Origin of the sequence: Neoaquamicrobium sediminum (assembly GCF_013240295.1) — a bacterium.
Classification (GTDB): Bacteria; Pseudomonadota; Alphaproteobacteria; order Rhizobiales; family Rhizobiaceae; genus Aerobium; species Aerobium sediminum.
This window is the reverse complement of the sequence record NZ_JABETK010000001.1, coordinates 1281721-1306916: the sequence shown is the minus strand read 5'-3', so window position 1 is coordinate 1306916 and position 25196 is coordinate 1281721. Positions and strand designations below refer to the sequence as shown.

Here is a 25196-nt window from a genome sequence, read left to right as displayed (position 1 = left end):
GGCATCAACGCCGCGGCATGCCCTTCGGGCCGAGCGCGCGCTGCTGGGCGGCGATCCGGAACTGCGCATTAGGCGCGCCATAGCCCTGATAGCCGTTGCGCCGCTCCACCACTTCGAGAAACAGGCCCTCGCCGAAGAGCGGGCTGTAGAGCTGGAAATACTCCCCGCCGTCGATGTCTCGGTCATAAAGGATGTTGGCCTCGCGCAGCCGGTCAGCCAGCTCCGGGGCAAGACCCAGCCGCGCTTCCAGATCGTCGTAGTAGTTGCGCGAGATCTGCAGGGTGGCAAAACCCGCGGCCTTGATCGCCTCGGCCGTCGCGAAGATGTCGGCGCTGGAGAAGGCAAGATGCTGCACCGATGAGCCGAAACTTTCGGCCACGAACCGGCCGGCGAGCGTGCGCCGGCTCTCCGCGCCGTTGAGCGTCAGCCTGAACCGGCGATCGAGACCTTCGACGACCTGGCTGCGCACCAGTCCCGCCGGATCGACGACATCGACGGCAGGCGATTTCCGTGTCGCGAAGATCGAGGTGTAGAAGAGCAGCCAGCTCAGCATCTCGTCGGTATTCATGGTCTGCGCGACGTGGTCGATGCGTTGCAGGCCGGCGCCGGAGGCCGCCGGCTCCAACGTTTCGAACTCGATGTCCCAGACGCGCGACAGTCCCGACGGCTCGTCGATGAAGTAGAGAACGCTGCCGCCGACGCCACGGATCGCGGGGATTTCGAGCTCGCCAGGCCCGCGCGGCTCGAAAAAGACTTCCGCCCCGAGCGCGGTCGCGCGTTCCACGGTCGCCTTTGCGTCTTCCACGCGCAGTCCGATTGCATAGGCGGAAAGGCCGTGGACGGTATGCGACGAGTGCGCGAAGCCTTCCTTGCCGGTGTTGATCACGATGTTGATGTCGCCCTGGCGGTAAAGGGCCACATCGCGGTTGCGATGCCGGGCGGCGAGCGTGAACCCCATCGAGACGAGAAGCTTTGCAAGCCTTTGCGCTTCATCCTCGTTTGCGGCGAACTCGACGAATTCTACCCCTTCCACCGCCACCCGGTCCGGCATCGGTGGCAGTTCGACCGGCACCGGCTCGCTGCGCCGCACCTGGTCCATGAGGTAGATGAGCGACCTGTGTCCGTCGGCAGCGATGGAGCGTGCCGAGCCGCCGCGAAACTGGTCGTTGAATATTTCCAGCGAGATCGGCCCTGCATAACCCGTCGCGGCGACCGCGCGCATGAAGTCGGCCACCGGCAGGTCGCCCTCGCCGGGCATGTTGCGGTAGTGGCGGCTCCACTGGAGCAGGTCCATGTCGAACTTCGGCGCATCGGCGAGTTGTACAATGAAGATGCGGTCTCCGGGGATCGACCGGATCGAAGCGACGTCTATTCCGCGAGCGAGCGTGTGGAACGAATCGAGGATCAGCCCGATGTTCGGATGGTCGGCCCTGCGCACCACCTCCCATGCGTCGCGATGATCGTTGATGAAGCTGCCCCAGGCGAGCGCCTCGTAGCCGACCCGCAGGTTCCGCTTCGCAGCGCGTTCGCCAAGCTCCCGGAAGTCGGCAGCTGCGCGGTCGATGCCGCCAAGCGCGACCGGCGACACGCTGGAGCAGATCAGCATCAGGTCGGTGCCGAGCTCCTGCATCAGGTCGAATTTGCGCTCCGCGCGGTCGAAGGCGCGGCTCCGCTGCGGCTCGGGCAGTCCTTCGAAATCGCGGAAAGGCTGGAACAGCGTGATCTCAAGCCCGTGGTCGCGCACCATCCGGCCCACCTCCGCCGGCGACTCGTCGAAAGCGAGAAAATCGTTCTCGAATATCTCGACGCCGTCAAAGCCCGCTTCCGCAATCGCGGCGAGCTTCTCCTTCAGGTCTCCGCTGATCGAGACCGTGGCGATGGATGTCTTCATGTTCGACCCGTGACTTGTGCGCGCGACCGCGGCTGCGCGCTGACTCCCACCCCATCAAGTGGGCGAGCACGAAATGAAGTCAAATACCAAGAATGGGAAGAATCATAACATGACGTTATAGTTCGGCGGCATTGACCCTGGACGTCCCGGCGCTGGGTGCATCGGCATAGAGCGCCGCGTACCAAAGGCGTGAAACCGTCGACGCCACCATGTCGGGATCGTCTGCAAACTCCACCAGCGGCGGATTCGTGCGACCGTAGATCTTGAGCAGTAGCTCGTCGACCATGCTGATGAGGCAGTAGGTGCGCAGCCGCAGCTCCGGCAACTGTGCGTCGTCGACGTGCACACTCCTGCGCAGCCGCCGGATCATGCGCTCCGACATGCCCCGGTCCGCAAGCCGGCCGACCTGGGCAATCATCTCGTCCTCATCCTTGAGGTGAAAGTGGCAGCGCATCAGTCCGACATTCTGGCGGAAGCAGTAGATGTAATGGCGGTTGCCGATCTCGATGGCTTCGAGGTCCGAGGCCTCTCGCGGGACGGGCGGCCGCGCGTCACGAACGAATTCGAAATAGTCGGTGAGCGTCTTTGCGACGACCTCGCGTTTTCCCGCGAAGTAGCGATAGAAAGTGCCGTGCGCCAGCTTCGCCTGCTCGGCGATCATGTCGACCGATATGGAGTGATAGGCTTTGGTGCGCAGCAGCATCGCCGTCGCAATCTCGATCTGCAACTCGGTTCTGACCGTTTTCCTGTCGTTGCGAGCGTTCGCAAGCTTCTGCTCGAGAAACTCGACGTAGTCGTGCATGGCCTTTCGCCTCTTCAGTTGTCCGACCAGCCATAGCAACGCCGACGCCCGTTCGCAAAGCCGCTTGACAAAAAATGACAATACCGTCACTTTTTGAATTGAGGGATGGAGAGACCGATCTGACCATGGCAACCAAAGGTTCATCGATCGAGTTCAGAAGCGTGCGGAAGACCTACGGGAGCTTCGTTGCACTCGAGGATTTCTCCATGACTGTGGCGCCCGGCGAGTTCATGACGCTGCTGGGCCCCAGCGGCTCCGGCAAGACCACGGCACTCAATTGCCTCGCCGGCTTCATCGACATCGGCGACGGCGACATCCTCATCGACGGCGTCTCGATCGCCCGCGTGCCGACGGAGAAGCGCGGCATCGGCATGGTCTTCCAGAACTATTCGCTGTTCCCGCATCGCTCGGTCATGGGCAACGTTGCGTTTCCGCTCGAAATGCGCGGCATGGCGCGCGACGAGGTCAGGCGGCGTTCGCTGGCGGCGCTGGAGATGGTGCGCCTCGATGGGCTCGCGGATCGGATGCCCCACGAACTTTCCGGCGGTCAGAAGCAGCGCGTGGCCTTTGCGCGCGCGGTGGTGTTCGAGCCGAGCGTGTTGCTGATGGACGAGCCGCTCGGCGCGCTCGACCTCAAGCTGCGCGAGACCCTGCAACTGGAGATCAAGCAGTATCAGCGCCAGATCGGCTGCACCGTGATCTACGTAACCCACGATCAGGGCGAGGCGCTGACGCTTTCCGACCGCCTGGCCGTCATGGACAAGGGCGTTATCCAGCAGCTCGGAACACCACAGGAGCTCTACGACCAGCCCGCATCGCGTTTCGTTGCTTCCTTCATCGGCTCCAACAACATCCTCAAGGTTTTCCGCTCGGAGGGCTCGACCGTGAGCATCGAGGGACTGGGCGCGATCGAGATGACCGGGCGCGAGCCGCCGAGCCGCGGCTACGTCGCGCTGCGGCCCGAGCATATCAGGCGTACGCCGAAGGGGCGGGCGTCCGCGACGCTGGAGCAGGCGGTCTTCTTCGGAAATGCCATCCGCTACGTGCTGCGCGGGACGGACGAGAAGGAAGTCTCGTTCACCGAACCGCGCAGCGGCGCGGTCGACGTACCGGCACCTGGTACCGAGGTCCGTTTCGATTTCGACGACAGTAGCCTGACTTATCTCCCGGCCTGAGCCGGGGGCGCATGGGGAACTGAACAAAGCTTCAAAGGAGCGTCACATGGTGAATCTGACGAGACGTGCATTTGGTATCGGGGCGGCTTCCGTAGCGCTGGGAGCGTTGAGCGCGCGCATGGCCGCCGCTCAGGACGTGACAATCGTCGTCAACGGTTCGGGCGGCTCGCTGGCCGAGGTGCTGAAGAAACTCTTCGAGGATCCGTTCACCGAACAGACCGGCATCAAGGTGCGCGCAACTGCGCCTGTCTCCCTGCCGAAGCTCAAGGCGATGGTGGAGTCCGGCAATGTCGAATGGGACCTCACCGAACTGAACGGCGATGACGTCGTGCTTGCGACGAAGGAAGGATGGCTCGAAGAGATCGACTATTCGATCGTCGATCCGGAGAACGAGCTTCCCGAGATGGCCAAGCTGCCCACTGCCATGGTGCGCGCATCCTACTCGACCGTGCTTGGGTTCCGGACCGACCGCTTCCCCGAAGACAAGCAGCCGAAGACGTGGGCGGATTTCTGGGACGTTGAGAACTTCCCCGGACCACGCTCGCTCGAGAACTCGCCCAAGTGCAATCTGGAATTCGCGCTTCTCGCCGACGGTGTTCCGCTTGACGAGCTTTACCCGCTCGATGTCGACCGGGCCTTTGCAAAGCTGGACGAGATCAAGGACCACATCCCGGTCTGGTGGGACAATGGCGCCCAGCACGTCCAGCTCCTCGTCGATGGCGAGGTCAACATGACGTCCTGCTGGAACGGCCGCATCACGCCGCTCAAGAGCGAGGGCCGCCCGGTCGAAATAAGCTGGGCCGGCGGCGCATTGCTGCTTTCCTACCTCGGCATCCCCAAGGGAGCCAAGCACCCCACGGAAGCGATGCAGTTCATGAAATTCCGCATGGACCCCGTCGCCTCCGCCGAATTCGTGAAGGTCATGCCGTATCCGGGTTTCGTGCCGGGCATGATGGAGCTTCTGGAGCGGGAATTCGTGGCAACGCTGCCGACCGCGCCTGAAAACGCCGAGCAGCAATTCGCGTTCAATTCGAGCTGGTGGGCCGAAAACCTCGAAGAGGTTCAGAACCGCTGGAACGAATGGCTTCTGATCTAGACGGCGTCCTCCCAAGATGACCATGAGAAGGCCGATCATACTTTTGCTGCTTGCACCGGCTATGCTGCTGGTCGGCCTTCTTTTCGTGGCGCCGCTGGTCGGCGTGATGAGCCTTACCGTTCATGACGGAACCAGCTTCACGGCCGAACCGATCCGCGAATTGCTGGGTTCGCGTGTGGCCCTGGTTGTGCTCGAGCGCACCTTCATGCTCGCCGCGTCAGTCACGGCGATCTGCCTGCTGCTCGGCTATCCGGCCGCCTACTTCATGAGCACCCTGCGGCCGCGGGTGCGCGCCTATCTGACCTACCTGATCCTGCTGCCCTTCTGGGTCAGCATTCTCATCCGCACCTACACCTGGATCGTGATCCTGGGGCGCGAGGGCATTGTCAACACCGGCCTTGGGGCACTTGGCCTGGCGCCGGTCAAGATCCTCTACACCAATGTCGCCGTGCACATCGGCATGGTTCAGATCCTGTTGCCGATCGTCATCATCACCTGCCTGGCGTCCATGCTCGACATCGACAAGGACCTGATGAAGGCGGCCCGCTCGCTGGGCGCCTCGCCTGCGCAGTCGTTCTGGAAGGTGTTCTTTCCGCTCAGCGTCAGCGGCGCCGCGACCGGCGGCCTGATCTGCTTCATCCTGTCGCTGGGCTTCTTCGTGACGCCTGCCCTGCTTGGCGGTCGCCGCAGCATCATCATCGCCAACTTGATTGACCTTCAGGTGCATCAGACACTCAACTGGGGTTTTGCGGCAGTGCTCGCGACCGCCCTGCTGGCGATCACGCTCGCCTGCCTCGGCGTGTTCTGGCTGCTTATGCGCCGGCGGGTGGAATTCAGCGGCGCGGGGCTGGGTCGATGAAACGACTGCTGGCCGTCTATTTCGTGCTTTTGGTCGGGTTCCTGATCCTGCCGCTGATCTTTCTCGTGCCGATCTCGCTGTCGGCCAGCCAGTTCCTGGAGTTTCCGCCCACCTCGCTATCGCTGCGTTGGTACGCGGCCTTCTTCGAGGACCCGACCTGGGTCGGCGCGGCGATCCTCAGCTTCCGCGTGGGCATCGGCGCGACCGCCCTCAGCCTCGTCGTCGGCACGCTTGCCTCGATTGCGCTGGTGCGCGGCAACTTTCCCGGCAAGAGCGCGCTGACGGCGATCTTCATAGCGCCCTTGATCCTGCCGACGGTTGTTCTGGCGCTCGCGCTCTATATCGTGTTCCTGCGCTGGCAGCTCGTGGACAATGTGTTCGCGCTCACTCTGGCGCATGCGATCGTGGCGCTGCCCTATGTCGTCATGATCGTCTCGGCGAGCCTGCGCCGCTTCGACACCACCATCGAGCGCGCCGCCCGCGTGCTGGGCGCCGGGCCGATCAAGGCCTTCATGCTGGTGACGCTGCCTTATCTGGTTCCGTCGATGTTCGCGGCAGGCATTCTCGCCTTCTTCGCGTCCTTCGACGAGCTGATCATCACGCTGTTCGTTTCGGGCGGTGCGCAGACGCTGCCGGTCCGCATCTGGAACGATCTCGGCCTGAAGCTCGACCCGACGGTGCCCGCCGTCGCCGTGATGCTGACCATGCTCAGCATCGTCGGCATGGGCATCGGCGAAGTCATCCGCCGCCGCAACGAACAACGCTATCAATCCGCAACACCTCCCGAGGCCTGACATGACTGCAACCGCGCCCGCCCCCGGCAGCGACTGGGCAACCCTTTCCGGCGACGTCGAAAGGCTGGTCGCCGAGATCGAGGCAACCAGACTGCCGCCCAACATCTGGTCGCTTGTCGACGGTGCGGTCGCAGCCAATGGCGAAAAGCCGATGTGGACCTTCTTCGAGGAAAGCGAGGGCGGCACCGCGACCTATGACGAAGTCAGGGCACGGGTCGAGCGCACCGCCGCTGCCCTCTACGAGGCTGGCGTTCGCAAGGGGACGCACGTCGCGGTCATGCTCCCGAACATACCGCAGTTCCCTGCCACATGGCTGGCGATTGCCCGGCTTGGTGCCGTGATGGTGCCGGTCAACATCAACTATACCGGCCGCGAGCTGCACTATGTGCTGACCGATTCGGATGCGACCTTTCTGGTTATCCATGGCGACTGCCTCAAGGCCTACGAGGCCCTTGGCAGCGACGCGCCTCTTGCGCCGGAAAACCTCCTCGTGGTGGACGGCGATGCCGGTTCGGGACGCTCGCTGGCAAGCCTTCAGCACGAGGCGCCGGCGCTGCCGGCAGACCTGCCCCAGCCGGCGATCGATGATCTCGTCAACATCCAGTACACCTCAGGCACGACGGGCTTTCCCAAGGGCTGCATGCTCACCCATCGCTACTGGCTCACGCTGTCGCTCGTGGCAGAAATGCGCGGTGGCGCAGACGAGCAGGCGACCAACATCCTCGTAGCCCAGCCCTATTTCTACATGGACCCGCAATGGCTGACGCTGATGGCAATGCGCGCCGGCGGTCAGATATTCGTTGCCCGCCGCGCAAGCTCGTCCCGCTTCATGGACTGGGTCCGCAAATACGAGATCCACTACTGCCTGTTTCCCGAGATCGTCTACCAACAGCCGCCCGATCCGCTGGACGGGCAGAACAGCCTGAAGCGGGTATCGATCTTCGGCTTCGACCGGGAGCGCCATGCCGATCTCGAGCGGCGCTTCAACACCATCGCGCGTGAATCCTTCGGCATGACGGAGGTCGGCTCCGCGCTGTTCCTGCCGCGCGAGGCGACCCACATGGTCGGTTCGGGCTCGTGCGGGCGGCCGTCGCCTTTCCGCGAGGCCAAGATCGTCGACGAGCACGGCGCGGAGGTGCCGACCGGAACGGTTGGCGAACTGTGCATCCGCGGCCCAGGCATCATGCAGGGCTACTACAAGAAGCCGGAAGCCAATGCGTCGTCCTATTTCGGCGACTGGTTCCGCACCGGCGACCTCTTCTGGAAGGACGAGCAGGGCTTCCACTATATCGTCGGCCGTCTCAAGGACATGATCCGCCGCAGCGGCGAGAACATTGCCGCGCGCGAGGTCGAGGCGGTGCTGCGCGAGCATCCCGCCATCCTCGAAGCCGCCGCCGTCGGCGTGAAGGACACGGCGCGCGGCGAGGAGGTGAAAGCCTATATCGTGCTGCGGCCTGGCAAGTCACCGGATGACGCGCCGCCCGCCGCGATCTTCGAACACTGCGCCACGAGGCTCGCCGCGTTCAAGATTCCGCGCTTCATCGAGTACCGGGACGCGCTGCCCAAGACCCCATCCGAGAAAATCGCCAAGCAGAAGCTGGTGGCGGAGAAGGCCGACCTCAGGTCGGGCAGCTTCGACCGCGTTGCCGGCGCCTGGCTCTGAACCACGAGAGGTTACCGAATGCCGATAGAATACGAACGCAAGGGCAAGATCGGATATTTCACCATCCGCAACGGAAGCGTGAACCCGATGACACCGGCCATGCACAAGCAGCTCTACGGCCACATGCTGGAGTTCCTGGCGGACGACAATGTGCATGTGGGTATCATGCAGGGGGCCGGCGACCGGGCCTTTTCCGCCGGCGATGACATCAAGACGCCCTACGCCAAGTTCGACACACCGATGGCCGAGCTGGAATATTACCTGGCGCCGAAGCATCGCATGGAAACCAAGGAGCCCGACACGTTCAGTTGGTCGCGCGACGTGCTCGCGCTCGATCGTTTCAAGCCGATTATCGCGGCCGTGCGCGGCTACTGTTTCGGCCAGGGCATGATCTATCTAAGCCACCTGACCGACATTCGCGTGGCCTCCGAGGACGCGAAATTCGGTTTCCCGGAAATCGCCTATGGCATGGGCGGTGCCGGCGGTTCGACGCGTCTGTCGCGTTTCATTCCACATACCGTGGCGATGGAGATGCTGCTGACCGGCGATCCGCTGGATGCGCAACAGGCGCTACGCGCAAACCTCGTCAACGCGGTGGTGCCGGCCGATCAGGTGCTTGCCAAAGCGGAAGCCTACGCCGAACGCATCGCACGCCACCCGCTCGTTGCACTGCGCGTCGAGATGGAAGCTTCGCTTCGCGGTATGGACATGTCGCGTCAGGGCGCCCTCGACCACGCCAAGAACCTCTACCGCATGCAGCGCCTGGCCTATGGCGGCGAGGAACGGGTGAAGGAATTTCTCTACAAACAGGACTAGGCGTCTGGCTTGCGTCGCGGTGGCGATTTATGAGCCGCCGCGACGTTCACGCGCTCGCTTCCCGGGCCGTTGGCCGAGCGGCCGCGGCGGGCGCTACTCCGCGTGCTTGCGGACGATGCCGTAAACGATATTACGGTTGGTGCCGTAAAACACCTCGGCGTCCACCGTGTTCTTGTCCACGGACCCGTTGATGATGTCCCACATGTCGTCGGCCGAGCGCAGGATCAGCGGCCAGTCCATGAAGGTCTCCATGTAGCCGTCTGTCGTGATTTCGTCGCTGAAATTGGCGAACAGGAACTCGCCGCCCGGTTTCACGAACTCCATTGCACGCTGCATCAGCCGGATGCCGACCGCACGCGGCAGGTAGTCGTACAGACCGGACGCATAGACGAGATCGAACGTGCCGAGATTGTAGGCGCGGCGCAGGATGCCCTTGACCGACCCGTCGATGGCCTCGACGGCGGTACCCGCCAGATCGCGGTTGACGATGCCGACGCTGATCGGGTCCTGATCGAGCCCCACCCAGCGCTTCAGCTTCTTCCCGGCCAGCGCCCGGGACAATTCTGCTTCGCGAAGATGCCCGCAAGCAATCGCCAGAACCTCCGCGTTCTCGACGCGTTCGGCGGTCGCATCCACCGTTCGCGCAAGGATGTCGCGGCGCTCGCGGCCAGCGGCCGAACTCGCCGCTTCGCTGGTGTAGGCATAAATCTCCCGACCTAGCTCAGTCGAGGAGGCCACGATCTCATCCGCGCTCGGATGCTTGTAATAGATGTCGAGCAGGCTGGCGTCGCCCGAATAGCCACGCGGCTTGTCGAAAGACCAGCGGGTAAAGGGGTCCTGTCTGAGAAATGCGGAAACGGGATGCTCCTGCGCCAGCGGGATGAGCTGCTGCCAGACGGCCGGATTGACCTGGTTTCGCAGCTCGTGCAGTCGGCCTGCCAGACGATCGACGATCGTTGCAGCGGGCTCCCCTGCCTTGAAACCTTGACGCGCCAGATCGAGCATCAGCGCAAGCTGCGCGGTTTTCTCTCTGACGACCGCGGCATCGGCGACATCTACTGCCGGCGCGTGCTTCTTGATGAGCTGGGACGTGATGAGACTCTGCTCATCGAGCTTCAGTTCGGAGCCTTGCGCCACGGTGATCCCCTTCGATGCTACCAAATGGAGTATAGACGGATTGGCCGCGATGCGAAACAATTTCATCAAATTCGCATAAAAGCTTAATGTTTAGCATACACTCATGAGCGGCTCGGGCGTACGATCCGTTAACCCTTGATTAGCGTAGTTCGATGTTTTCCGTTGGTTGGCCGGCAGTGCGTGCAGGGGAATTAAGACATCCCCATCAACTCGGCTGCTAAGAGAAGCGATTGTTGCAAAGGAAGGTTGCGATGCAACTATCCGCCGATATCGCCCGAAAGGTCGTTGAAGCGCGGTCGCGGCCACGGTCGAGCTTGGCCGACCCCAAGCTTATGAATTTGCTGTTCCAGCGAGATGCCGGTGAAAACCGGCATATTGTTCGTTGGGGCATGTGGGCGGCTGTGCTCAGCTACATGGCCTACGGCGTATTCGACTGGTTTCTCTTTCCCGACATCGCAGCCAGACTGGTGATCGCCCGCATTGCCGTGGGTGTCATATTCCTTGCGGCGATCGAGATGGGTGTCCGGCGTGGCACAGCGCTTGCTGTCCTTCACTTGATTGCGGCTTCGGCCATCGTGACCGGCGCTGTCGCGTGGCTGCTCCTCGCGCTGGGTACAGCGTATCAGGAGGCTTTGTCCCACTTCATCGTCTTCGGCATCGTCTTCGTGCTTGGCGCCAACCTGTTCTTCAACTTCCGTTTCATGCTGTCGGCGATCTCCTCCACGATCATCGCGGTTGTGTTTGTCACAGCGACACTGTTCTTCCTGAAGGCCGATCTTGCTTCGCGCATCGTCATCGCCGCGCTGTTCGTCAACTGCCTCGTTTTCTCCCTCTATCTCTCGTGGCGTCTCGGGGTGGAGAGGTACTGGACGTTCCTCGAGGCCCTTCAGGCCAAGACCCAGGAACAGGCGGCGATCGAAAAGGGCCAGGAGCTGGTCGAGATCGCCAATACCGACCCGCTGACTGGATTGAGGAACCGTCGCGCGATCGCGCGCGACTTCCTGGAGTTGTATCGGGAATGGTCCAGGGAGAACTATGAGATCGGAATCATTCTCGTCGATGTGGATCACTTCAAGCGGTTCAACGACCGGCTTGGCCACCAGGCGGGCGACGATTGCCTGATTCGGCTGGCGCGGGCCTTCGTGGAGACGGCGGAAGCCAACGATGCCATTGTCGGACGCTATGGCGGTGAAGAGTTCATTGTGCTTTGCCGTGTTGCCGACACGAAACGTCTTCGCGAGATCGCCCAGGAATTCTGCCGCGCGGTCGAGCAGCTGCGCATCTATCACCCCGACCGCGGCGACGGCATCGGTATCGTGACTATCAGCGCCGGCGCATCGCTGACATCGACCGAAAATGGCGCCGAGTTCCGGGCGATCCTTCAGGAGGCCGATCGCGCACTCTACGTCTCGAAATTCGCCGGCCGGGCACGTGTGACGATCTACGATCCGCGCACTGTGGGTGTCGACCGCTCAAGTGAGAACCTGACGGATCTGCTGACGCACGCCGTTGAAAGGCAGCTCATCTCGGTGGTTTATCAGCCGATATTCGAGCTCGATACCGGACGGTTGCTCGGACACGAAACGCTCATGCGACTGCGTGAGGTCGATGGACGCGCGATCAGCCCCGATGTCTTCATCCCTGCTGCCGAGCAGAGCGGCGCGATCGTCGATCTGGGTATGTGGGTCATCGATCAGGCCTGCGCCGACATGGCGCGGGCCGGGCTCGGCACCGTGATTGCGGCGAACATCTCTGCCGTTCAGCTCAAGGCCCCGAATTTTTCCCTGCGTGTCGCGGAAATCCTGAACAGGCATGGCCTCGCGCCGCATCAGCTCGCCCTTGAGGTCACCGAGAGGATCGACCTCATTCCCGAGCCGCAGGTCTCTCGCAATCTCGACCACCTTCAGAACCTCGGCGTGCAGATGTGGCTCGATGATTTCGGAACCGGCTATGCCGGAATTGGCTGGCTGCGCCGATTCGAATTCGACATCGTCAAGATCGACCGCAGCTTCCTCAACGAATGCCAGACGGCGCAAGGTGTCCGCATGCTGCATGGCATGGTCAGCCTGTTGCGCAGCCTCGGTCGCACCGTGCTTGTCGAAGGCGTCGAAACCGAAGAGCAGAAGCAGTTGCTCAGGCGACTCGGCGTCGATCTGGTTCAGGGGTATCTGATGGGTCGGCCTGAACCAATCAGCGAGGTTCTGCGCGGCCGGCGCAATCTTGTCGCCTAGCGGCAAGCACCGACCTCCCTATATTCCGGCAATTTCCTCGATGCGTTCCAGGCCACCGGCCTGTTCGGCGAAGAGCGTCCATATCTCCCGCGCGGGCGCTTCCCACGCCGGCCGATCCGCAATCGTATGAAAGTGGGCGCCGGCTGCCTTCGTTACGTCCATGGATCGGCGCTCGTCCTGCCGCATCAGCGCATTGAAATGTTCCGCGCCTGCCTCGGCGGCCCGTTGGAGCACGTCCCGCCTTTGCGGGTCGAGTTCCTGCCAGAAACTGTCGGCGAAAATCACCGCGCCGACCGCCGTGATATGACTGGTCAGCGTCACGTGTGGCGCGACCTCGTTCAGGCGGAAGCCGGCATAGGCCGAGATCGTCAGGTCCATCGCATCCACATGCCCGGTCGATAGAGCGTTGTAGGTCTCGGTGATCGGAAGTGCGATCGGCAGCGCGCCGAAGCGTTGCCATAATTCCGCGTGCAGGCGGCTCTGGATAACGCGGATACGTTTGCCATTCATCGCGCCCGGCTCCAGCAGTGGCCGGGGCGCCAGCAGATGCCGCGCGCCATAGTCGATAAAGGCCGGTGCGATCAGGCCCTCCTGCTCGAGTTGTTCCTTCAGCCGACCTGCCGTGGCGCTCCGCAGCGCCGCAGCAAGATGCGCGTCGTCGCGAAACAGGAACGGCAGATCGAACAGGATGCATTCCGGCACCCAGGCCGTCAGGTTCGACAAGGTCGAAAGGCTTGCCTGGATCGACCCCAGCCGCATGCCTTCCACGACCTCCTTCTCACCGCCAAGCGCGGCGTTAGGGACGATGTTGAAGGTGAATGCCCCGGGCATCTCGGCTTCGACCAGATCGCGGATGTGGTTCCAGACCAGCGTTTCCGGTTTGTCGTCGCCGAGCAGCGACGCCACCACCAGCGGTGTCCCGCGGCGGCCCGCCCGGTGATCGCCGGCAGGGCTAGTGTGGCGGTAAAGCCTGCGAGTAGCGAACGGCGCGTGATGGTCATGATGGGCTCCCTGAACTAGAAGAAATACGCCTGAGCCGCGATGCCGAGGCCCATGGTCAGCAATGCGCCGACCAGTGCCGCGAGATAGGGCGGCATGGCCGCGAATATTCGGGCTGAAGGGTGACCGGTCGTAGCGCCGACGACCTGAACGAGGATGCCCACCGGCGGCGTCAGCCCGCCGATCATCAGGTTGACCACGAGGAGCACGCCGAAGGCGACCGCGTCGATGCCGGCCGCGATCGCCACCGGCAGCAGGATGGGCCCGAACAGCAGGATCGCCGCGCCGATGTCGAGCACGAGCCCCGCCGCGAGCAAAAGCAGGTTGGCGGTTGCCACAACGATGAAGGGGTTCTCGCCAAGTGCAAGAATCAGACGGGCCGCGCCCGCGCCACCCCATCCGTTGCCAGGAGAAACGCAAGCGGTGTTGCCGCGCCGATGAGCAGGATGATGCCTGCCGTTTCGACCCCTGCCTGTCGGAAAGCGGACGCCATTGCGCTCCAGCCAGTCTTCGAGGCAAGCGCGGCTGCAAGCGTGTAGGCGGCAGCAAGGGCCGCCGCTTCCGTCGGACTCACGATGCCGAAACGTATGCCGATGACGACGATGAGCCCCAGCCCGAAAAAGGGTGCGGCGCGTGCCGCCAGCAGCCATATGGAGCCGCGCTCGTCGTTTGGTGACGGTGCCTGAGGGGTCGAGAAAGGTGAATGGCCGCGGCGAGCGCCAGGGCCAGCATCGCGCCGGCGACGAGCCCACCTGAAAGCAGTGGTCCGACGGGAAGGTTCGTCGCAGCCGCCAGGATGAAGAAGGCGATCGACGGCGGCACGATGTTGTCGAGCACTGCCGTGGCGGCGATGATCGCGCATGCGCGGTCCGGCCGGTAGCCCCTGTCGACCATCGGCCGGAAGAAGGTCTTGGCGCTGAATGCCGCATTGGCGATGGATGAGCCGGAGGCGCCCGAGAAGGTGAGGCTCGTCAGAAGCACGGTCTGGCCAAGCCCGGCGCGCCGTCCGCCCACAAGCGCGGCAGCGAACCGCACGAGCCCGTCGGCCATGCGCGAGCCGACAAGCAGCGCGCCGGCCAGCAGGAAGAACGGTATCGCCAGCAGCAGCGAACGGCCCGCGCCCGACAGGATCTGCGCCGCAAGCGCAGGCTCTGTCAGCGGGCTCCCGAAGGCAATCGCCACGAACCCGGCGAGAATGAAGACGTGCGGCAGCGGCGCGGCAACCGCAATGCCCAGAAGGATCACGCAAAGCCCGGCTAGGCTCGGTGGCATGACCGTTAGCGCCGGCCCTGTGGTTACAGCTGCCCAGCAAAGCACTGCGAGAGTAGCGGCGATAATGAGCCGGCGAAATTCACCGCGATCAAGCAATTGTAGGGTCCGCAGGATGATTGCGAGCGCACCCGAGACGGCAAGACCGGCAGGGCGAATCCACTCGTCCACCCCAAGCAGCGGGGATGTTCCGCCAAGTTGGAGTCCGGCGCGCCACCCGCCGGAAACAAGCGCGAGCGAAGCGGCAAGCACAATCACCTCGGAAAGCACTCGCCGAACGTGTCCGAACGCAGTCCATGACGCGAGGAAATCGACGCGTAGCGCGGAGGTTTCGCCGGCCAGGAGAGGATATCCGAGGCATACAAGCAACAGCAGCAGCCAGCCGCTTGCCTCTTCCGCTCCCAGGAAGCCGCTCGACAGCAGATAACGCTGGAATACCGTGACCAACACGAGCGCAAGCATCGCAAGCAGGACGAATCCGCAGACCGCTGCCAGCCCACGCTCCAGAAACCGTGCGATGGCCGCCGCCGGCTTCATCGGGTCTCCCACCAATGGTGGAAGTGATGCACCGGTCCGTGTCCACCCCCGACAAGCAACCGGTCGGAGGCCTGCAGGGCCTTTTGCAGATAGGCCTTTGCCCGCGCCACCGCGTCCTGGAGCGTCAGTCCGCTAGCGAGCCCCGCCGCGATCGCCGCCGACAGGGTGCAGCCCGTGCCGTGCGTGTTGGGCGTCTGCACCCGCGGCGCCGCATAACGCGTCGTTCCCTTGTTGGTGACGAGAATATCGACGCTCTCCGCGCCGTTGCCGTGCCCGCCTTTGACCAGCACCGCCTCGGCTCCGCTTTTCAGGATCGCCTCGGCCTGCGCGATCATATCGTGCTCGTTTTCGGCGATGCCGGTGTCTGCCAGCAACGCGGCCTCGGGCAGGTTGGGCGTCACGAGGGCCGCGATAGGAAGCAACTGTTCCCGCAGCGCTCCCACCGCGTCGGCCGCCAGCAGCCGGTCGCCGGAGGTCGCAACCATCACCGGGTCGAGCACCGGCCGCACCGCGCGCCGGCTCAGCCGTTCGGCGATCACTGCGATGGTTGTCACGCGCGAGACCATGCCGATCTTGGTGGCGCCGGCCGCGATGTCGTCAAAGATCGCGTCGATCTGGTGCCCGACCATCTCCGGCGAGATGTCCTCCACCGCGCGCACCCCGAGAGTATTTTGCGCGGTGATGGCGGTGATGACGCTGGTGCCGAACACGCCGAGCGCGGAAAACGTCTTGAGATCGGCCTGGATTCCCGCTCCGCCGCCGCTGTCCGATCCGGCGATGGTCAGCGCAATCGCATTCATGAGCTATGCCCTCCCAAGGTATCGTCCACTGCCGCGCGCAGCGCTCGCGCCGCCTGCGCGATGTCGTCGGCGCGAAAGATTGCGGAGATGACCGCGACCCCGGATGCGCCCGGCGGCGACGACTGCGCGGGTGCGTTCCACGTCGATCCCCGCGATCGCACCGACGGGCAGGTCGGCGCGTGCCGACGCAATCCGCCGCCGCAGGGCCGTAAAGCCATCGAGACCGACAGGCGGGTCCGGATTGTCCTTCGACAGGGTCTCGAACACGCCGCCGATGCAGGCATAGTCGATGGGCGCGTCGATGGCGGCATTGGCATCGGCTGCATTCTTCACGGTCAGCCCGATGATCGCATTCGTGCCGAGAAGCTGCCGCGCGGTCGCCGCCGGCATGTCGTCCCGGCCGAGATGAACGCCGTGCGCTCCGGCAGCCATCGCAACGTCAAGCCTGTCGTTGACAACCAGCGGAACGCCGCTTCCCGCTATGGCCTCCCGGATAGCGATGGCGTTCTCGATCATCGCCCGGGTCGAGGCATGCTTGTCGCGATACTGGATGATCGTCGCGCCGTTTGATGCCGCGATTGCCGCAAGCTCCGGCAGCGGCCCGACTTCGCAGAGTGATCCGTCGACGATCGCATTCAGCCTGTAGTCAACCCTGGGCATGAGCCACCCTCGCGCGTGTCGTGATTTCTGCCGGACCGATCCTGTCGAGCGCATCGAGAAACGCCGGCTCGAAACTGCCCGGCCCATGCGCCGTCTCGCCAGCGATCTCCGCGGCGACGCCGACGACCAGCATCGCCGCCGCGGCCGCGTGGAAGGCGTCTCTTTCAAGTGCGAGGAATGCGGCGATGATCGCGCCCGAAAGGCACCCCGTGCCCGTCACCTTCGCCGTCAGCGCATGGCCGTTTTCGATCGCAAGTGTCTGCTTGCCTTGCCTCACCAGATCGCTCGCGCCGGTACGGACGCTCACAACGGTGTCTGGCACCGACAGCAGGACGAACTCGCTCGCATTCGCCCGCATGACCGCGGGACCGCGTGCCAGCAGTTCCTGCGCGAAAGTCGCGCGCGGGGGCGAATAATCGCAGTGCGCAGGGTCGAGCACCCACGGCTTTGCCTCGTCGTGAGCCGTATCGAGCGCCAGCCGGATTGCCTGCCTGCGCTGGTCGTCCAGCGTGCCGAGATTTACCACAAGCGCATCAGCCTTGGCGACGAAGCTGGAAACCTCGTCGATGGCGTACGTCATAGACGGTATCGCGCCGAGCGCCGACAGCCCGTCCGCCACCAATTTCTGGACGACCGTGTTCATCAGGCAGTGAACGCGTGGGGTGGCGCCGCGCAGGCGTTGCAGCATCTCGGCTGCTTGTTCGGGAAAATCGCTCATTGCAGTTCCACCGCGATCGTATCGACTTCCGGTGCTGCCTCGATTAATCCGCTTTCCACCATGAACGCGCCGAACCGCCGATAGCGGGTGCGGTCGAGCGCCATCGGCCGCTTGGCGAAACGCGGCAGCGTGTCGATCCACGCCTGCCGGTTGAGCGCATCGTCGAGGTCGGGGTAGGCGCGGATGAAGAGCTTCCAGCTCTCCTCCGGATGGTTGGTCAGGTGGATCGCGCCGCGCTCCACCGCCTGCAGGAAACGCGGCAGCCGGTCGTCGTCGGCAAGGTCAGGCCGGGTAACGAAGATTAGCTCGTCATAGACCGGGACGCCGTGCTCCTCGGGAAAGAAGGCGCGGCCTTCGTGACCTTCGATCCGCATCTGGGTCAGCTCGAAATTGCGAAATCCCCCGATGGTCGCGTCCACCTGCCCGCCGATCAGCGATGGCGACAGCGAGAAGTTGACGTTGATGAGCTCGACGTCTTCGAGCGCCACGCCGACGCTCCCCAGCATTCGCCCCAGAATCGCATCCTGAAAACCCGAGACGGAGTAGCCGATGCGTTTGCCGGCGAGATCGGCGATGCTGTCAATCGGGCCGTCAGCCAGCACGGTCACGGTGTTCAATGGCGTCTCGACCAGCGTCCCGACGCGGATGAGCGGTACACCTGCGGCATGATCCAGATAGAGGTTCGGCTGGTAGTGGATACCGATGTCGGCCTGTCCGGACGCGATTGCACGCGGCACGATGGAGGGATCGGAGGGCGGCAACAGCTCGACGTCGAGCCCCGCTTCCTCGAACAGACCAAGCTCCTGTGCAACGACAAGCGGAGCGTGGTCGGGGTTGACGAACCACTCCAGCAGAACGGTGAGGCGCTCCTGCGCGTGAGATTGTCCTATCGCGGCGAGGCTGAGGGCTATGGCCAGAAGGATGGGTCTTGTCATGGTGGTGTTGGCTCCTGAAGGTTCGGTCGTCATGCTTCCCTTGCCCACGGCACGAGAAGCGGCGCCAGCGCGTCGACCAGTCCGCGCAGGGCAAGGGTGAGGGCTGCGACGATGGTCATCGCGGCAAAGACGGTGTCTGTCTGAAGCCGCGCATTGGCCTGGATCATCACGAAGCCGAGGCCGGCGGAGGCGCCGACCCATTCGCCGATGATCGCGCCCAGCGGCGCGAGCGGGGCCGCGACCCGCAGGCCGGAAATCAGCGCGGGCAGGGCGAGCGGCACCCGGATTTGGAACAGCGTTTCGAGGTTGCCAGCCTGCGTCAAAGCGGCGGCGTCGAGCACGTCGGGGTCGGTACGCCGCAAGCCGTCGGCAAAGGCAGAGGCAACAGGAAAGAAGATGATCAGCGTGGTCATCGCAACCTTGGAGGCCATGCCGAAGCCGAACCACAGCACCAGCAGCGGCGCGATCACGAACACGGGGAAGGCCTGCGCCACCAGCACCAGCGGCCAGGCGACCGCGCCGAACCGGGGCAGCGCGACGATGCCTAACGCCGTGACGATGCCCAGTGCAGTCCCGGCCGCGAAGCCAATGGCGATCTCGGCCAGCGTCACGGCCGTGTTGGCAAGGAGATAGCTTCTCTGGCGCCATAGCGCGTCGGCGACGTCGAGCGGACCCGGCAGGATGTAGCGGGGCGGTTCGAGCACAAGCACAAGCGCCTGCCAGGCGACCAGCAGGACGACGACAGTGCGCAGAACCGTCGACAGTGCGGACATGCGCGTTCGCGCTCAGGCCGAAGGATCAGGCGGACGTTCGAACAAGAATGGCTGCATGGCGATCTCCCGATGGTCATCATGGAGATCCAGGTGAAGCGAAGAAGAGATCAGGATTGCCCCGATTGGCGGGACCCTTTTTCCGTTCCTACGCCGGCATGACCCGGATCAGGTTCAAGGGTCCGGCTCAACGCCGTCTCAGCACCGTGCGGTGCACCCCTCGGAATGGCCGCAACCTATGCAACGCCGCGGCGCTCGTCAACTCGGCCAGATGCGGCGTCCGAAGGGGCCAGAACGGAAAGAGCGGCGGCAAAAGCTTGCTATGCAGGGGCAAGGCGCGTCGTGCGCCAACGCGCATTCAGGCCTGCGGTGAGGCGAAGGTCTCCACAGCCAGTTCGACCGCGCCCGCCAGCGCATTGCCGCGCACGGGTTTGAGAATCCGGAGGAACGTCTCTGCCAGCCGGTGCTCGTAGTTCGGTGCCAGCCCGCCCGTCAGGCACAGGTGCTGGCATCCGTCCCAGACAATGGCGCCGAGTGCAGCATTCACGTCGGCTACCGCACCGGCCACAACAGCCATGGCGATGGCATCGCCCCGGTCAGCGCCCTCGAAAACGAGCGGTGCATAGCGGGCGAAATCGGCCGGTCGCGCGGTGGTGCCGAAAGCCACGATCCTGTTGGGGTCGTCGCCATAGTCGCGCATCACCGAGCGTGTGAGCTCCGATTCGGGCACCACGCCGTCGTAAGCGAGCAGCGTCTGTTCCATGAGCGCCCGCCCCAGGCGTGCGCCGCTGCCCTGGTCCCCAACCACGAAACCCCACCCGCCGGCGCGCAGCATCTTTCCGTCGCGCCGTCCGCCATAGACCGAGCCGGTGCCCAGCACCGCCATCACGCCGTCGTTGGGCCCCAGCGCGCCGCGCACGGCAATCACCGAATCTTCGACGATGCGCGTGTCGCGAAACGGCAGGCCGGCAATCAGGCTGCTGTGATCGGGCTCGACATTTGCGCCCGCCAGCCCGAGATAGGCGTGGATCGACGACAGCGGCGTATCGGCGATACCGCCCGCGGCCAGTGCGGCGCGTGCGGCGTCCACCACGCTTGCCATCGCCCCTTGCGGGTCGGTCGCCATGTTAGCGGATCCGGCCGTCGCCCGGCCCAGGATGGTGCCGTCGAGGGCGGCGATTGCCGCCCTGCACTGTGTCCCGCCCCCATCCACCGCCAGGATATAGGACATTCGATGCTCCGTTCTTCTCGGGGCGGAACGGCGGTGGTCCAGTCGAGACCGCCGCGCCGCGTCCACCTTTGCCGCTATTGCAGGGGCGTCGAATATACCGGGGTGGGGATACTTTCCATCCGTGCCTTGATCTGCAGCGCGACAAATTTCGAGAAAAACCGGGATAGCGCGAGATTGCCGCCCTGGAACCACAGGTTTTCCTGCGCGACCGGCTTGTACATGTTGCGCAGTTCGCCATGCCAGGGGCCGGGATCGTTGCGGGTGCCGGAGCCGAGCCCCCAGCAGGTACCGATCTCGTCGGCGATCTCGCGCGACACGATCTTTGCCACCACCTCGTGCATCGACTGGAAGCCCGTCGACTGGATGACGATTTCGGCCTCGATCTCGCTCCCGTCGGCAAAGCGGATACCGGTCGGCGTCAGCCTGTCGATCTCCACGCCCGCTTTGATGTCGATCTCGCCGTCGATGATCAGTTGCGATGCGCCCACGTCTACATAATAGCCGGAGCCGGTACGGTAGGCCTTCATCATCAGCCCGGTCTCGTCCGGCCCGAAATCGAGGAGGAAGCCGGTCGCTTCCAGCTTGCGATAGAACTCGGCGTCGCGTGCACGGATGCGGTCGTAGAGCGCCTTCTGCTTCGGCGGCTGCAGGGCGAACGGCGTCGCCGCCGCGATCATGTCGGCCTTGTCGACATCGATCCCGCGTGCGACCGCTTCCTCGGAATAGATGTCGAAGGCCATGTCCATCAGGGTCTGCGAGCGCACCACGGTTGTCGGCGAGCGCTGCACCATGGTGACGTCGGCGCCGGCTTCCCAAAGGTCGACCGCAACGTCGTGGGCCGAACTCGCCGCACCGATCACCACCACCTTGCGGCCTCGATAGGCCGAGCCATCCGAATATTGGCTCGAATGGATCATTTCGCCGCCGAAGCTGTCGGCGCCCTTGAGGTCCAGCATCTTCGGCGGCCCATAGGCGCCGGTGGCGAAGACGAGCTGGGCGGGCCTCAGCGTGATCGTTTTGCCGTCGCGCCGCAGCTCGACCGTCCAGCGCTTTTCGGCTTCGTTGAACTGCGCCGAGACGCATTCCGTGCCGCCCCAATAGGTGAGCTCCATCACCTTCGCATACATTTCCAGCCAGTCGCCCATCTTGTCCTTGGGCGTGAACACAGGCCAGTTCTCGGGAAAGGGGATATAGGGCAGGTGGTCGTACCAGACGGGGTCGTGCAGCACGAGCGAGCGGTAGCGGTTGCGCCAGGAATCGCCGGCCCTGGCGTTCTTTTCGACGATCACCGTGGGCACGCCGAGCTGCTTCAGGCGCGCGCCGAGCATGATGCCGCCCTGGCCGCCGCCGATGATCAGGCAGTAGGGGTCGGTGCCGTTCCCGTATGCTGCTTCTTCGGCGGCCCGCTGCTCGGCCCAGGTCGCCCGGTTGCGGTCCGCGCCGTGGCGAACGCCGTTGGCGCGGCGTGGCCCGAGGGGTTCCTCATGCCCCTCGAGCGATTGCAGCGTCGTCAGAATCGTCCGGCACTTGCCGTTTTCGAGCGTGAAGATGCCGCTCCCGCGCCCCGCGGCCGTGGCAAAGTTGAACCATGCCTCTATCGGTTCCGAACCGGCGGCCTGTGTCACGGCCCAGTCGCGCGGGCCGGTGGCGGCAAGCGTCGCGTCTAGCATCGCGGCGATCGCAGGCTTGCCTTCCATGGTTTTCACGTTCCAGGTGAAGGCGACCAGATCGCGCCAGTAGCAGTCCTCGGCAAACAGCTCCAGCGCGCCCGCCACGTCGCGACGCTGGAGCGTGTCCGCCAATTGCGCCAGCCAGGCCGATGCCTTTGCCGCGGGTGCCGTGTCGTGCATGAAGTTCCTCCTGAAATGCCGGCCGTGCCGGCGCGCAGGCTCAGTCTCCGAGCGGTTCGGAGGCGCTGCCTTTGCGATGGTTGACGACGGTGTATTTGATGCGCCGCAGCGTCTCGCGCGCATCCGCATCCAGCCTGTAGCCGACTGCGGTGGACAGGAGATCGATGATCGCCAGAAATGCGTAGCGCGAGGCAGTGGGCTTCAGCGGATCCGGAAATTCGGGAATGGCGGCGGTCAGCGCCAGGTCGACCTCGCCTGCCAGATCGGTCGCCGGTGCCGTCAGCGCGAGGGTCTTCGCACGGTAGTGCTTGGCCAGCGCGACCGCCTCGATCACCTCGCGCGTCCGTCCCGTGCTGGAGATGGCGATGACGAGATCGTTGGGCTTAAGCGTCGAAGCCGTCATCTTCATGACGTAGGGGTCGGAGTGGGCGGAAACGACCACGCCGTAGCGAAACAGCCGGTTCTGCGTTTCCTGCGCGAGCGCCGTCGAGCTGCCGCCTAGCCCGAACACAAGCACCTGATGGGCGTTTGCAACGAGTTCCGCCGCCCGCATGACGTCGGCCGGGTCGAGGCTGCGTTCCACCACTGCTAGCGCGTTGCGCGCCTCGCCGAACACGACGTTCCAGAGCGGCGAGCCATCCTCGCCGGATTCGGGGCGCGGCAGCGGCGAGAGGTAGAGCCGTCCGACCACCACGCTCTGCGCCAGCTTGAGCTTGAAATCGCGCACACCCTCGCAGCCGATGGCCCGGCAGAAGCGGGTGACGGTCGGCTCGCTGACGTCCGCGCGCCTGGCGATCTCCGCGTTCGATGCGTCGACCGAGAAGGTGACGTCAGCGAGAACCACGTCGGCCACGCGCCGTTCCGCGGGACGTAGCTCCCCGTAGAAATCCTTTATCTGCGACAGGATGTCGGGCACCGGCCGCAGATAGGGTTCGGAACCGGTTTCATCCCGTATTCCGTTTGCGGCTCGCTCTTCATCGAGCGGCTGTCCCATCTCTGCGTCCGTCATGAGCGTCCTTCGCCGAGCCGTTCTTCAGTGCGGCCTTTGTACATGTCTAGAAGCGTTGCCGTCTCAGAAATTTGATCGAATTATGTAGGAAAGTTACAAACTGAACAAGAGCAAAACCTACGGCTTACGCAGGGTTTCAAACGTGATGCGCTGCATAATGTTTGCCGCTTGACTCGGAAAGTCGGATAGTTACAGACTGCGAGAAAGGGGCGGGTAAGATGAAAATGCCCGCCTCCTGTCGGCAAGGGACTGCGCGAGGCGGAATGACGGCTAAGCAATCCACGCAACCCAAGCTCCGGGTGTCCGGTGCGACCAAGGTCTACAATACGAGATCGGGCGATCTGACCGCCATCGACCGTTGCTCGCTCGACGTCATGGACGGCGAAATCGTCTCCATCGTCGGTCCGTCCGGTTGCGGGAAGACCACGCTTCTATGGTCGATGTCGGGCTTGCATGGGCTTAGCTCGGGCGAGGTTCTGCTGGACGGCGTGCCCGTGACCGGACCCAATCCTGAGATCGGCCTGGTCTTTCAGGAAGCCAATCTGCTGCCCTGGCGCGACCTCGACGCCAACATCAATTTCCCCTTCGAGATCAAGGGTACCAAGCCTGACCGCGCGTGGATCAATGAGCTGCTGCACCGGGTAGGGCTCGACGGTTTCGGCGGGCGCTATCCCCGCGAGCTTTCGGGCGGCATGCAGCAGCGCGCCGCGCTCGTGCGTGCGCTCTCCTACAAGCCGTCGCTGCTTCTCATGGACGAGCCTTTCGGCGCGCTCGACGCGTTCACCCGCGAGGAGATGAACCGGCTCGTCGAGGAGATATGGATGGATACGCACACCACCATCGTCCTCATCACGCACTCGATCGAGGAGGCGATCTTCCTTTCGGACCGCGTCGTCGTGATGAGCCCGCGTCCAGGGCGTGTGGCGAGCATCCACGAGATACCGTTTCCCAGGCCGCGCTCGCTCGACATCATGACGAGCAGCGAGGTCTTCAACCTGATGAACACGATCAAGATGGAAATCGTCGGGGCGCGGCAGAGCCGTTATCCGCAGGGCGGAACGGCCGCGTCGCCGCAGCCGGCCCGGGCAGCCGAGTGAGGAAGCAGTGAGCGAGACCGACGCCATTCCCGAATTCGAGTCCAAGGGCGCCGGCGCCAGCGATGTTGGCATCACCAACATGTCCGCGCTCACCTCCGGCCCCGGTATCAAGTCGGTGCGCGAGGTCGTGGCGATCGTACTGGTGGCGGTCATCGTCATCGGCGGCACAGAGGCGCTGCTGAACATCTTCGCCGTGCCCCAGTATGTGCTGCCCAAGCCGAGCGAGATCGCGGTCGCTCTGGTCACCGAGTTTCCGCTGATCGCGCCGCATCTTGGCCACACGCTCGTCGAGCTATTTGGCGGTTTCGCCATCGGTGCTTCTGTCGGCCTGATCCTGGCGGCCGTCATCACGCAGTTTCCTTTCGCCGAAAAGATCGTCACGCCCTACATCCTGCTGCTGGTCACAACCCCGATGCTGGCGCTGGTGCCGCTGCTGATCCTGCGCTTCGGCTTCGGCTACGAGCCCCGCATCATCGCGGTCGCGCTCGCCTCCGGCCCCATGGTTATGATCAACGCCGCGACCGGTTTCCGCCGTGTCGACCAGGCCAAGATCGCGCTGGCGCGCTCCTACGGGGCGTCCACGCAGATATTCTGGAAGGTGCGCGCCCCGATGGCGCTGCCGATGATCTTCGTCGGCCTGATGGTCGGATCGATCTTCGGCCTGCTCACGGCCGTGGGCGCCGAAATGGTCGGCGGCGGCTTCGGCCTCGGCAACCGCCTCACATCCTATTCGTCGATGATCCAGATGCCGCAATTCTTCGCGGTGGTCCTGATCCTCTCCATTCTGGGCATCCTCATCTACGTCTTCTTCTTCCTGATGGGAAAGAAGTTCGCGAGCTGGGAAGCCTGATCGAAAT

At 64.0% G+C, this 25196-nt stretch carries 21 protein-coding genes, 2 pseudogenes and 1 riboswitch; of the genes and pseudogenes, 9 read left to right on the top strand and 14 right to left on the bottom strand.

From position 1 onward, the window contains the following. Positions 1-4: 4 nt before the first annotated feature. Together HK436_RS06250 and HK436_RS06245 are read right to left on the bottom strand one after the other, a co-directional pair. Positions 5-1891, bottom strand: coding sequence for a bifunctional sugar phosphate isomerase/epimerase/4-hydroxyphenylpyruvate dioxygenase family protein (locus tag HK436_RS06250; RefSeq protein ID WP_173188154.1), 1887 nt, complete (start codon positions 1889-1891; stop codon positions 5-7). 115 nt (positions 1892-2006) lie between these two features. Then, complete coding sequence (locus HK436_RS06245) at positions 2007-2693, bottom strand: TetR/AcrR family transcriptional regulator (RefSeq protein WP_173188152.1); 687 nt, start codon at positions 2691-2693, stop codon at positions 2007-2009. A gap of 125 nt (positions 2694-2818) precedes the next feature. Here HK436_RS06245 and HK436_RS06240 point away from each other — a divergent pair, with 125 nt between their 5' ends. From HK436_RS06240 to HK436_RS06215, 6 genes are read left to right on the top strand one after another with little or no spacing between them, the layout of a single operon-like run. Next, on the top strand, positions 2819-3868 hold the full coding sequence (locus HK436_RS06240; protein WP_173188150.1) for an ABC transporter ATP-binding protein: 1050 nt from the start codon (positions 2819-2821) through the stop codon (positions 3866-3868). A gap of 46 nt (positions 3869-3914) precedes the next feature. Beyond that, the gene (locus HK436_RS06235; protein WP_173188148.1) at positions 3915-4964 is read left to right on the top strand and encodes an ABC transporter substrate-binding protein; all 1050 of its coding nucleotides are present in this window, start codon (positions 3915-3917) and stop codon (positions 4962-4964) included. 22 nt (positions 4965-4986) lie between these two features. After that, entirely contained in the window at positions 4987-5823 is an 837-nt protein-coding gene (locus tag HK436_RS06230; RefSeq protein ID WP_173188146.1) for an ABC transporter permease, read from the top strand. Further along, positions 5820-6617 (top strand): ABC transporter permease, encoded by a 798-nt coding sequence (locus HK436_RS06225; RefSeq protein ID WP_173188144.1) that lies wholly within the window; start codon positions 5820-5822, stop codon positions 6615-6617. The genes HK436_RS06230 and HK436_RS06225 overlap by 4 nt, the downstream gene beginning before the upstream one ends. A 1-nt stretch (position 6618) precedes the next feature. Continuing rightward, on the top strand, positions 6619-8280 hold the full coding sequence (locus HK436_RS06220) for an AMP-binding protein (protein WP_173188142.1): 1662 nt from the start codon (positions 6619-6621) through the stop codon (positions 8278-8280). A gap of 18 nt (positions 8281-8298) precedes the next feature. Then, positions 8299-9096, top strand: a complete 798-nt coding sequence (locus HK436_RS06215) for an enoyl-CoA hydratase/isomerase family protein (protein WP_173188140.1) — start codon at positions 8299-8301, stop codon at positions 9094-9096. 93 nt (positions 9097-9189) lie between these two features. Here the strand turns inward: HK436_RS06215 and HK436_RS06210 are convergent, their stop codons facing one another. Then, complete coding sequence (locus HK436_RS06210) at positions 9190-10233, bottom strand: class I SAM-dependent methyltransferase (RefSeq protein ID WP_173189984.1); 1044 nt, start codon at positions 10231-10233, stop codon at positions 9190-9192. Positions 10234-10484: 251 nt separating this feature from the next. On the opposite strand from HK436_RS06210, the gene HK436_RS06205 reads away from it, so the two are divergent. After that, on the top strand, positions 10485-12464 hold the full coding sequence (locus tag HK436_RS06205) for a putative bifunctional diguanylate cyclase/phosphodiesterase (protein ID WP_173188138.1): 1980 nt from the start codon (positions 10485-10487) through the stop codon (positions 12462-12464). 18 nt (positions 12465-12482) lie between these two features. Here HK436_RS06205 and HK436_RS06200 read toward each other — a convergent pair whose 3' ends face one another. The 11 genes and pseudogenes from HK436_RS06200 to HK436_RS06155 form a co-directional block, all read right to left on the bottom strand. Then, the gene (locus tag HK436_RS06200; RefSeq protein WP_312860508.1) at positions 12483-13373 is read right to left on the bottom strand and encodes a TRAP transporter substrate-binding protein; all 891 of its coding nucleotides are present in this window, start codon (positions 13371-13373) and stop codon (positions 12483-12485) included. Positions 13374-13480: 107 nt separating this feature from the next. Beyond that, complete coding sequence (locus tag HK436_RS32275; protein ID WP_312860507.1) at positions 13481-13801, bottom strand: TRAP transporter large permease subunit; 321 nt, start codon at positions 13799-13801, stop codon at positions 13481-13483. Between the two features lie 32 nt (positions 13802-13833). Next, positions 13834-15194 (bottom strand): annotated as a pseudogene (locus HK436_RS06195) (TRAP transporter large permease subunit). A gap of 71 nt (positions 15195-15265) precedes the next feature. Next, positions 15266-16069 carry a bifunctional hydroxymethylpyrimidine kinase/phosphomethylpyrimidine kinase gene (thiD, locus tag HK436_RS06190; RefSeq protein WP_173188136.1) on the bottom strand — a complete coding sequence of 268 codons (804 nt, stop codon included), beginning with the start codon at positions 16067-16069 and terminating at the stop codon, positions 15266-15268. After that, positions 16066-16729, bottom strand: a pseudogene (gene thiE / locus HK436_RS06185) (thiamine phosphate synthase). Before thiE ends, thiD begins: the two are co-directional and overlap by 4 nt. Next, positions 16716-17447 (bottom strand): hydroxyethylthiazole kinase, encoded by a 732-nt coding sequence (locus HK436_RS06180; RefSeq protein ID WP_173188134.1) that lies wholly within the window; start codon positions 17445-17447, stop codon positions 16716-16718. Before HK436_RS06180 ends, thiE begins: the two are co-directional and overlap by 14 nt. Further along, positions 17444-18382 (bottom strand): ABC transporter substrate-binding protein, encoded by a 939-nt coding sequence (locus HK436_RS06175; protein ID WP_173188132.1) that lies wholly within the window; start codon positions 18380-18382, stop codon positions 17444-17446. The genes HK436_RS06180 and HK436_RS06175 overlap by 4 nt, the downstream gene beginning before the upstream one ends. A 29-nt stretch (positions 18383-18411) precedes the next feature. Next, on the bottom strand, positions 18412-19155 hold the full coding sequence (locus HK436_RS06170) for an ABC transporter permease (protein WP_173188130.1): 744 nt from the start codon (positions 19153-19155) through the stop codon (positions 18412-18414). A 125-nt stretch (positions 19156-19280) separates the two neighbouring features. After that, a riboswitch (TPP riboswitch) is annotated at positions 19281-19383 on the bottom strand. A 127-nt stretch (positions 19384-19510) separates the two neighbouring features. Next, the gene (locus tag HK436_RS06165; RefSeq protein ID WP_173188128.1) at positions 19511-20383 is read right to left on the bottom strand and encodes a glucosamine kinase nucleotide-binding domain-containing protein; all 873 of its coding nucleotides are present in this window, start codon (positions 20381-20383) and stop codon (positions 19511-19513) included. 74 nt (positions 20384-20457) lie between these two features. Continuing rightward, positions 20458-22233 carry an NAD(P)/FAD-dependent oxidoreductase gene (locus HK436_RS06160; RefSeq protein WP_173188126.1) on the bottom strand — a complete coding sequence of 592 codons (1776 nt, stop codon included), beginning with the start codon at positions 22231-22233 and terminating at the stop codon, positions 20458-20460. Positions 22234-22273: 40 nt separating this feature from the next. Then, on the bottom strand, positions 22274-23242 hold the full coding sequence (locus HK436_RS06155; protein ID WP_173188124.1) for a MurR/RpiR family transcriptional regulator: 969 nt from the start codon (positions 23240-23242) through the stop codon (positions 22274-22276). 263 nt (positions 23243-23505) lie between these two features. On the opposite strand from HK436_RS06155, the gene HK436_RS06150 reads away from it, so the two are divergent. Continuing rightward, positions 23506-24339, top strand: a complete 834-nt coding sequence (locus HK436_RS06150) for an ABC transporter ATP-binding protein (RefSeq protein ID WP_173188122.1) — start codon at positions 23506-23508, stop codon at positions 24337-24339. Positions 24340-24346: 7 nt separating this feature from the next. Further along, a complete protein-coding gene (locus HK436_RS06145; protein ID WP_173188120.1) occupies positions 24347-25189 on the top strand; it encodes an ABC transporter permease in 843 nt (280 codons plus the stop codon). Positions 25190-25196: the final 7 nt, after the last annotated feature.